Annotated in this window: 8 protein-coding genes and 1 pseudogene; 5 read left to right on the top strand and 4 right to left on the bottom strand. The window is 31.4% G+C overall.

Annotation, left to right across the window (positions count from 1 at the left end; all coding sequences use genetic code 11):
* Both Q0941_RS05020 and rqcH read right to left on the bottom strand, forming a co-directional pair.
* A pseudogene (locus Q0941_RS05020) lies at positions 1-1,271 on the bottom strand (hypothetical protein); the annotation flags it as partial.
* 417 nt (positions 1,272-1,688) lie between these two features.
* On the bottom strand, positions 1,689-3,611 hold the full coding sequence (gene rqcH / locus Q0941_RS05015) for a ribosome rescue protein RqcH (RefSeq protein WP_299291986.1): 1,923 nt from the start codon (positions 3,609-3,611) through the stop codon (positions 1,689-1,691).
* 103 nt (positions 3,612-3,714) lie between these two features.
* Between rqcH and Q0941_RS05010 the strand changes: the two genes are divergently transcribed.
* The 4 genes from Q0941_RS05010 to cobM are packed head-to-tail and all read left to right on the top strand — an operon-like array spanning position 3,715 to position 6,327.
* Positions 3,715-4,194 carry a hypothetical protein gene (locus Q0941_RS05010; RefSeq protein ID WP_299291985.1) on the top strand — a complete coding sequence of 160 codons (480 nt, stop codon included), beginning with the start codon at positions 3,715-3,717 and terminating at the stop codon, positions 4,192-4,194.
* A 26-nt stretch (positions 4,195-4,220) separates the two neighbouring features.
* Positions 4,221-4,811: a precorrin-6Y C5,15-methyltransferase (decarboxylating) subunit CbiT gene (gene cbiT, locus Q0941_RS05005; protein ID WP_299291984.1), complete on the top strand. Its 591-nt coding sequence runs from the start codon at positions 4,221-4,223 to the stop codon at positions 4,809-4,811.
* A gap of 36 nt (positions 4,812-4,847) precedes the next feature.
* Positions 4,848-5,570 (top strand): precorrin-2 C(20)-methyltransferase, encoded by a 723-nt coding sequence (gene cobI, locus Q0941_RS05000; RefSeq protein ID WP_299291982.1) that lies wholly within the window; start codon positions 4,848-4,850, stop codon positions 5,568-5,570.
* Entirely contained in the window at positions 5,563-6,327 is a 765-nt protein-coding gene (gene cobM / locus Q0941_RS04995; RefSeq protein ID WP_299291980.1) for a precorrin-4 C(11)-methyltransferase, read from the top strand. The genes cobI and cobM overlap by 8 nt, the downstream gene beginning before the upstream one ends.
* Here cobM and Q0941_RS04990 read toward each other — a convergent pair.
* Positions 6,319-7,077, bottom strand: a complete 759-nt coding sequence (locus Q0941_RS04990) for a glutamate racemase (protein WP_299291978.1) — start codon at positions 7,075-7,077, stop codon at positions 6,319-6,321. The genes cobM and Q0941_RS04990 overlap by 9 nt on opposite strands.
* Positions 7,078-7,182: 105 nt before the next feature.
* On the opposite strand from Q0941_RS04990, the gene Q0941_RS04985 reads away from it, so the two are divergent.
* Positions 7,183-7,833 carry a Snf7 family protein gene (locus Q0941_RS04985; RefSeq protein ID WP_299291976.1) on the top strand — a complete coding sequence of 217 codons (651 nt, stop codon included), beginning with the start codon at positions 7,183-7,185 and terminating at the stop codon, positions 7,831-7,833.
* Positions 7,834-7,918: 85 nt separating this feature from the next.
* On the opposite strand, the gene Q0941_RS04980 is transcribed toward Q0941_RS04985, so the two are convergent.
* Positions 7,919-8,387 (bottom strand): hypothetical protein (locus tag Q0941_RS04980; RefSeq protein WP_299291974.1); only part of this gene is annotated, 469 nt, incomplete at its 5' end.

The raw sequence follows: 8,387 nt of genomic DNA, 5'->3' as shown, positions 1-8,387 counted from the left end.
GTGTTTGTAGGAATAACTTCAGTTGTAGTAGTGTTTGTAGGAATAACTTCAGTTGTAGTAGTGTTTGTAGGAATAACTTCAGTTGTAGTAGTGTTTGTACCTAGATTAGCAATTGTTCCATCTACAACTAATGCTTGAGTAGAAGAGGAATCTCCTGTAGATTCGGTATCTTCAGCTGGTGTAGAAGAAGATGAGGCTGAATCTACAGGAATAGATGTGTTATCAGAAGTTGAATCAGAAGATTCGGTATCTTCAGCTGGTGTAGAAGAAGATGAGGCTGAATCCTCTGAAGAGGTTGTGTGAGTAGAAGAGGAATCTCCTGTAGATTCGGTATCTTCAGCTGGTGTAGAAGAAGATGAGGCTGAATCTACAGGAGTAGATGTGTTATCAGAAGTTGAATCAGAAGATTCGGTATCTTCAGCTGGTGTAGAAGAAGATGAGGCTGAATCCTCTGAAGAGGTTGTGTGAGTATCAAATGATGAATCATCAGCATAGGCCATTGACCAATATGAATCTCCAATGGAGAATGGAGTGATTACACCACCAGATAAAATGATTACAGCAAAAATCAAAGCTAAAGGTTGATGAAGTTTAGAAAGATTAACTTCAACATTTTCAGAACGAATTAAAACAAAGAAAACAAGTGGAGCAAAAATAATCAAAATAAATTGTTGAGATGATTGAGAGAGAGTGATAGTTGTTAATTGATCAATGGATGAAAGTATATTTGATGAAGTATCGTCAAAAATATTTTCAATTAATGATGATAATTCATAATTATTTAATTCAAAATTATGTTCTAAAGATGATATTGGGTTAAATAAAATTGGAGAAATGTTTGGATTTAAAATAATTGATGTATCAATTTTTGAATTATCAATAATTTCATCAGCTATGAATTGATCTAATTTTGAATTCTTTTTTCGATCTTTAAGCTTATCAATTTGAGTAACTCGATCAAAAGTTGTTTGTGGTTGTGCAATAAAAGAATTAATTTCAACAGTTTGTTCCAACATTGAAGTAGTAATGTCAAGATTTTCAGAAAGATAGATTGTCTTTCCAAATGTTTCAGATGTTGACATTATCAATGAATTTTGTGGAACACTTTTCTTTTGTGGTGAATTCGTTGATAAACCGACTGATTCATTCAAAGAAATTGAAATATTTCTAATTTCTTTTGGTGTAGAAGAGACAGTTGGTAAATCATCTACAGAAGATGTTACTTGTGTTGATACATCAGCAAAACTAAATGGAATACTGGATGTGAGCAAAAATAAAATTGTAATTAGGGATAAAACAGATTTCAGTTTAGCACTCCCCCAACACAAAACATTGCAAAAATTTCTTGGTGTAGAATTGGATTTGCAAAAATTTGGTGTAGACTTTCGTCTGGGGGATTACAAAAAATGTCTATACTATCCACTGGATAGTCTAAAGGTATCCACCTCATCTTCTTCTACACCGAAAAATATTGCTTGAGGAAATACCATAAAGAGGCTGGAAATGCAGAAGAAGGAGGGATTCCATGATGGAATTTAGTCAGTATACAAGGACCATTTTGGATCCAAAATTTTGGATCGATTTTTAATGAAAATTATCAGAAAAAAATTGGAAAACGGAATATTAGTAAAATCATACAAAATAATATTTTAAAAATTTTAAAATAAACAACTCGATTAAAAAAATAATTAAACTAAAGAAAAGTTTCCATGTTTAATTTCTTTTACTTGACTTTTACCTGCAGGTAACACTCTAACAAAATCATCAATAGAAATACTTTTTGTAACATCTTCATTTAATTTTGTAAATTCGTTTTTAATTTTTTTTGCAGCTTCAACCATTTCAATTCCATGTGGTTCAATAACAGCATAGAGAATAGAATTTTTTTTAATTGGTTCAACAGGCCCGCATGTTAATACAAAAGAATCATCTTGTGGTAAAATTCCAACTGCCAATTTTAAAGTCTGTGCTTTGATAAAATTTCTTTGTCCTTCAATCGTAAAAGATCCTTTTGGTAAAAATTCTCCACTTGGTGCTGATTTTTTTACTTGATCAGGATTTACCCAATACGAACTTACTCCATACAATCCTTCTCTCCAAGCTCTGCTAAAGCAAACGGTTGCATGTGCAACTTCATTCATAGAAATACTTGAAGAAACATTTGCATCTTTTAAAATAAAAAATGGAGAACCAAAAATATCTGCATGAAAAATTTTGTCATTGTTACTAAGATGTTTTCTTACAACAGCAGAGTTAGAAGCTGCATCACGCCCACCAATAGCTAAGTATCCATCAGTAGTAAAGAACCATCGATAGCGTTCGTACCAATTTTTTTTTCTAATATTAGATACTGTAATGGAATTTTCTTCAGATTCTGTTTTTGTTAATAGTTTTTCTAATTTCTTTTGTGTTTTATTTTTTATTTCTTCAATAGAGGTTATAGCTCTTGCTTGATGTTTTGCTTCATTGAATAGATTTGATGCAATGGATTGTAATGATGATTCATAATTGATTTTTATTTTTTCATCAGCAATAACAATAAAAGAAATGCCCTTTTCCGTAAGCAATTTTGCATTTAGAGTTTCAAGTTTTTCAATTGATCTACTGTCTTGTATTGATGTAATTCCGATGGAAATCAATTCAAATAATGAATTAGCTACATTAGATATGGAATTTGATCTTTCCTTAACCACTTCAATAGCTTTTTCTTGTTCAGAAAGTTGTGATTCTAATTCTTGAATTTTTTTATTTGAAGTAGTTGACTGAATTGTTTTTCCTTGATTAACTAAAGATTCTGTAAAGACTTTGTCTAATCCCTCAATAAAGCTATTAACTTCTATACATGAATCATTTGATTCATTGAAATTAATTGGATAGACTTCAGGTTTATTAGATTCAATAATTACAGGTTTATGGTTACCAAATGTTACATCACTTACCATTTGTTGTGTTGTTTGAAAAATTAATTTTATTTCATCAAAAGTCAAATGACTTCCTTTAATTTTAGAATCAAGATTTGCAATTTTAAAAACTCCTTCTGCATATTTTTTTGGCAATCCTAATGTACGACCTAACCATTTTGCAGCGATCAAATCAGTTTGTTTTAATTCATGAAAATTTTTTTCATCTATGTTAAATATATCTAAACCATTTTGAGGAGGTGGAATGTATTCTAAACCAACTCCTAATTTTCTATGCCTGACATCAATTGAATGTTGTAATGCAAGAATCTTCATTTGATCACTGCACAAAATAATATTACCGTCACCAAAAAACTCAGTTACTAGAACAAACTCTTTTCCAAATCCTTCAAAAGTAAAATATGCAATACGTTCTGAACCAATCTGCTTGATTTCTTTTAATTTTAGTCTCAGTATATCATTTCTCAAACGTTTTTGTAACTTGTTTGGTTCGATTTGATCAATTTTTACAGATGTTAGCCATATCCCCATTGTAGAAATCATTAGAAAAAGATCAGATTTTTCTGTATGATGAAGTTTGAAAAGAATGCTATCCTTTGTAATTCCATAGATATTGCTGACATAGTATCCTTCAACTTGTTTTGATATAGTATCTACAAGATATCGAAGTTCAATACCTGCAAGTGTCATAAATCAAAATTAATTCTCTAAAATTATACTCTTGCGATAAAATAAGCCAACAAATTACCAAAGATTTTAAACAAGCTTTGATGGAGTCACGCTAGAAATTTACTTGGCAAGATTCAAAAAGAAAAAATCAAAACCAACACCTGAACCAGAAAAACCTGAGAAGGAACTTCCAAAAGAAGTTAAAGAGACTGTTCCGGATGTAGAAAAACCAGAAACAGAATCACCTGAATCTAAACCAGAGCCACAAATGAGTGATGCCGAAAAAAGTGATAAAGATAAAAAATTAAACAAATTATTTTGGATGAGAGTTGCATTAGCTGTCATTGCAGGTACTGCTGCAACATTCATCTTTGAAGATATTGAAGGAGAAGAAAGAAGATGGGCTTCAATTGGATTTATGATCATTGTCTTTATTGTTACGATAATTATTGCAAAAGGAATGAAAATGCAATTACCATCATCAGATAGAAAGAAGATTGTTACTCAAGCAATTGGTAGTTACATCTTTTTGTATTTGTTTACATGGATTGTAAGTTATACATTAGTTCATTCTGGAAGTGTATCTACTGGAATTAATATATAATAATTTTAAAAAAATTATGATGTATCATGTGGGAATTTAAAACACCAGGTATTCCTGATGAATTATTTGAAAGAACAGAAAAAGTTCCTATTACAAAAGAAGAAGTAAGAACAATTCAAATCAGTAAAGCAAGATTACTTCCCGGACAAGTAGTATATGATATTGGATGTGGAAGTGGATCAATTACAGTTGAGGCTGCAATACAAATTGAACAAACAGGTAAAGTAATTGGAATTGATTTTGACGAGAATGCAATAGAACTAACAAAGAAAAATGTTGAAAAATTTAATCTTTCAAACGTGTCACTTGTTTTTGGTAATGCAAAAGAGAAAATCAAAGATTTGGAACAAGCTGACGTAATTTTTGTAGGAGGAACTGGTGGGGACACTGCAGATATTGTTCAACTATGTAAAGAAAAACTAAAGACGGGAGGTAGAATTGTTATTGGAATAATATTGATTGAAACTTTATATTCAGTGCTAAAAGTTTTAGAAAAAATAGAATTTACATCAGTGGATATTACTCAAGTAACTATTTCAAAAAGTAGGAAGACGAGTACAGGTACAATGATGCTTGCAAGAAATCCTGTAACAATAATTTCTGCAGCAAAGAACTAATCTAGATATTTAATTGGGGAAATTAACATATTTTTCATGTCAGGATTGATTGGAATTGGTGTAGGACCTGGTGATCCTGACTTACTTACTGTAAAAGCAGTAAAAGCAATACAAAATGCAGATATCATCATGTGCCCAGCATCAAAAGAGGATAGACCAAGTATAGCATTATCAGTTGTAGATCCCTTGATTGATAAATCAAAAAATCAAGAAATTGTAAAATTAATTTTTCCTATGACAAAAGACAAAGACATTCTAGAACAAACATGGAAAAGAAATGCAAAAATAATGGCTGAGAAAGTTTTGTCAGGAAAAAATGTAGTTTATCTAACAGTAGGTGATCCATATCTTTACAGTACTTGGATATACATGCACAAAGATTTGGAAGAAAACTATCCAGATATGAAGATCAGTGTAATTCCAGGAATAGTTTCTATGTTTACTTTTGCATCTAAAGTCGGAGTAAGCATTGCAGAAGGTGCAGAAAAAGTTGCAATTATTCCTTCATGTTATGATTTGTCAAGTGTAAAAGAAATTGCAAAAAATTCTGAAACAATGGTATTCTTAAAGGACGGAAGATATTTTGATCAAGTCATTAATGTATTAAAAGAATCAGGTTTTCCAGATGATTCTATTTTTGCAATAGGACAAGATTTAGGAACTGAAAATGAAATTATTAGAAAATTAACACTTGGAGATGTAAATGATGATACATTAACAACAAAATACTTTTCAATATTGGTGGTAAAACGTGTCTGATGTTTATTTTGTTGGATGTGGGCCAGGAGATCCTGAATTAATTACGATTAAAGCAAAAAAATTAATCCAAAAAGCAGATGTTGTTGTTTATTCAGGATCACTAATTCCAGATCCAATTTTGAAATTATGTAAAAAAGGAAAGCTACATGATGCTGCAAAACTTGTAAGAGAAGAAATTTTTGATTTATTATACAAAAATGCAAAGAAAAACAAACTTGTTGTTAGATTACATGATGGTGATCCATCAATTTATGGAGCAATAAAAGAACAAATTGATAATTTAGAAAAAAAAGGAATTAAATCAATTGTTGTACCTGGGATTACAGCATTTTTAGCTTCAGCTGCTGCATTAGGAACTCAGCTTACTTTACCTGGGGTTACACAAACAATTATTGTTACAAGAGCAGAATCACGAACTAAAGTTCCTAAACGTGAAAAAATCTCTGAACTTGCAAAACATAAAGCAACTTTAATTTTTTATCTAAGTGTACATTTGGTTTCAGATTTAGTTAAAGAAGCTATTGCAGGTGGATACAAAAAATCTACACCAGTTGCAGTTGTATATAGAGCAAGTTGGAAAGATCAAAAAATTATCAAAGGAACATTACAAACAATTGCAAAACAGATCAAAGAAGAAAAAATCACTAGAACAGCAATTGTAATTATTAGTGATGTAATAGAACCTGAAAAATATGAGTATTCTAAATTATATGATAAAAAATTTAGTCATGGGTATAGAAAAGCTAAATCAAAATGATCTAACTTTTGATTGAATTTTAAGCTTCAACAGTTTTTTATGAAAAACAGTTGGATTTCCAGATGTAAATATTTTCAATGAATTTCGTTTTGATTGTTTATTTTTAATTTTTTTGAATACTTGTTCTGCAACTTGATTTCCAGGTTCAATAAATTTTACATTAGGAAATTCTTTCTGAAGTAATTTTTTTAAAAACGGAAGATGTGTACTTGATAAAGTAATAGTATCAATATTTTTTTTAGTAATTATTTCAGTTAATTCCTTTTTGATAATTTTTCTGCAGTGATCATAATTTGTTAGGAATTTACCATTTTCAACAAGATTTACAAGATTAGAGCCATTAATTTTGTGGATTCGATAAGAATTAGGAAGATTATTCTTATGAATATAATTAGAAAGTCCTTTACTTACGATAGTTGACTTAGTTGCAAGAATTCCAATGTTTTTTGTTTTAGAAATTTTTTTAGCTTCTAAAAGAGGTGGTTTTACGGTGACCATGTTTGGTTTTGATATGTTTAGAACAAGACTAGGAGTATTTGATGCAATGACTATCAAATCAGGGCAAAAATTTTCTTCTAATCTATTTAATGTCGTATTTATGGCTGTGTTAAGTTGAGTCTGAGTTTTTTCACCGTATGGAAAATTTTTAGAGTCTGCGTAATAGATGATGTCGACTTTGCAAAGTTTTCTTATCGGAGTAATTATTGATAATGAGCCCAATCCTGAATCAAAAACAACTATTCTAGCCACACCATTTAGGCATGAAAGAAACATAATAGTTTGTTAGCTAAATTTAGTTCGAAGTTGATCTAAATATACACCGTCCATTAAGACTAAATTTCTAAACTAGCAACCATGCCAAACTTCGATAAAACTTGGGCTCGACAAGAGACCCAAAGCGTAACTGGCAAACTCCGTGAAGCAGTAAAGCCTCAAGGTGCATTAAAACCACGAATTCAAACTGCAGTAAACAAACTACAAGTCCAAATATCAAAAATGGACACTATGTTAAACAAACTGCATGAAAGAGATGCGCAACTCTTTCAACGTGTCGTGACTGCAATGCAACAACATGATACTAGCACAAGTAGAGTTTTGTCTAACGAATTAGCTGAAATTCGTAAAGTTACAAAGATGCTCGGCAATGCAAGAATGTCATTAGAACAAGTCCAATTGAGACTGACAACCATTCATGATCTAGGAGATGCAATGGTAGCAATCGGACCAGCAATGTCTACAATGAAGGGATTGAAGTCATCGCTAGGAAGATTCATGCCAGAAGCAGATTCAGAATTGAATGCCATGACTCAGACACTTAATGGACTGATGATGGATTCACTTGCAGGCGACTCATTTAGTATGGAGTCTGATGTTTCAAATGAAGAAACAGAAAAGATTCTACAAGAAGCATCTGCAGTAGCTGAGCAACAGATTGGAGATAAATTCCCATCTGTACCATCTTCAACTGGACTTTCGTCCCAAACCTCTACTTCTACCTTCGAGTAGTTGGAAAGGACGAACAGTTCATTCTTTTTGTTTTAATTTTTTAAAGAATATGATTGATTCAAAAAATTTCTAAGTTGTAAGAATCTTATGAAGAGGTATTATCAAAGAAACATCTTACAAAGTCATCAGTTGCAAGAGATACTGTAATGCTACCATCACCATTGGCTACAAAAGTAGAATCACCAGTTGTGCTTGTACATGAAGAGGTTACCAAAGTAAAACCTGGAGGAACAATTTCAGAGACAGTGTAATCTATTCCAGCTGCGTAAGAAGTTTTTACACCTGAGTTACCACCCTCTTCTAAGAAGATAGTTTCAGAATATACCTCAGTTCCAAATTCATCATTAATTACAAAGTCAAATCCACCCGAACTTCCATCAAGAGTTGATTTGAAAATTTGGATTTCTCCAACTCCAGGATCTGACCAGAGATTATCATATGTACATGTAATGACATCATTACCAGCAGGAGCAATTGTGTATGTTCCATCTAAGTTATCTGTAAGAGTAGAACCACCAGAACTTGTACATGAGTAAGTGTTTAGAGCATAGTTA

This window comes from Candidatus Nitrosopumilus sp., assembly GCF_028278985.1.
In the GTDB taxonomy this organism is placed as follows: Archaea; Thermoproteota; Nitrososphaeria; order Nitrososphaerales; family Nitrosopumilaceae; genus Nitrosopumilus.
The sequence above is the reverse complement of the archived record's forward strand: the minus strand, read 5'-3'. Positions and strand labels throughout refer to the sequence as shown.

Excerpts from the sequence above, each read along its gene's own strand:
- rqcH (WP_299291986.1), bottom strand. The coding sequence starts at position 3,611 with ATGACACTTGCAGGTATTGAACTTCGATATCTTGTAGATACTATATCA.
- cbiT (WP_299291984.1), top strand. The coding sequence starts at position 4,221 with ATGTGGGAATTTAAAACACCAGGTATTCCTGATGAATTATTTGAAAGA.
- Q0941_RS04985 (WP_299291976.1), top strand. The coding sequence starts at position 7,183 with ATGCCAAACTTCGATAAAACTTGGGCTCGACAAGAGACCCAAAGCGTA.
- cobI (WP_299291982.1), top strand. The coding sequence starts at position 4,848 with ATGTCAGGATTGATTGGAATTGGTGTAGGACCTGGTGATCCTGACTTA.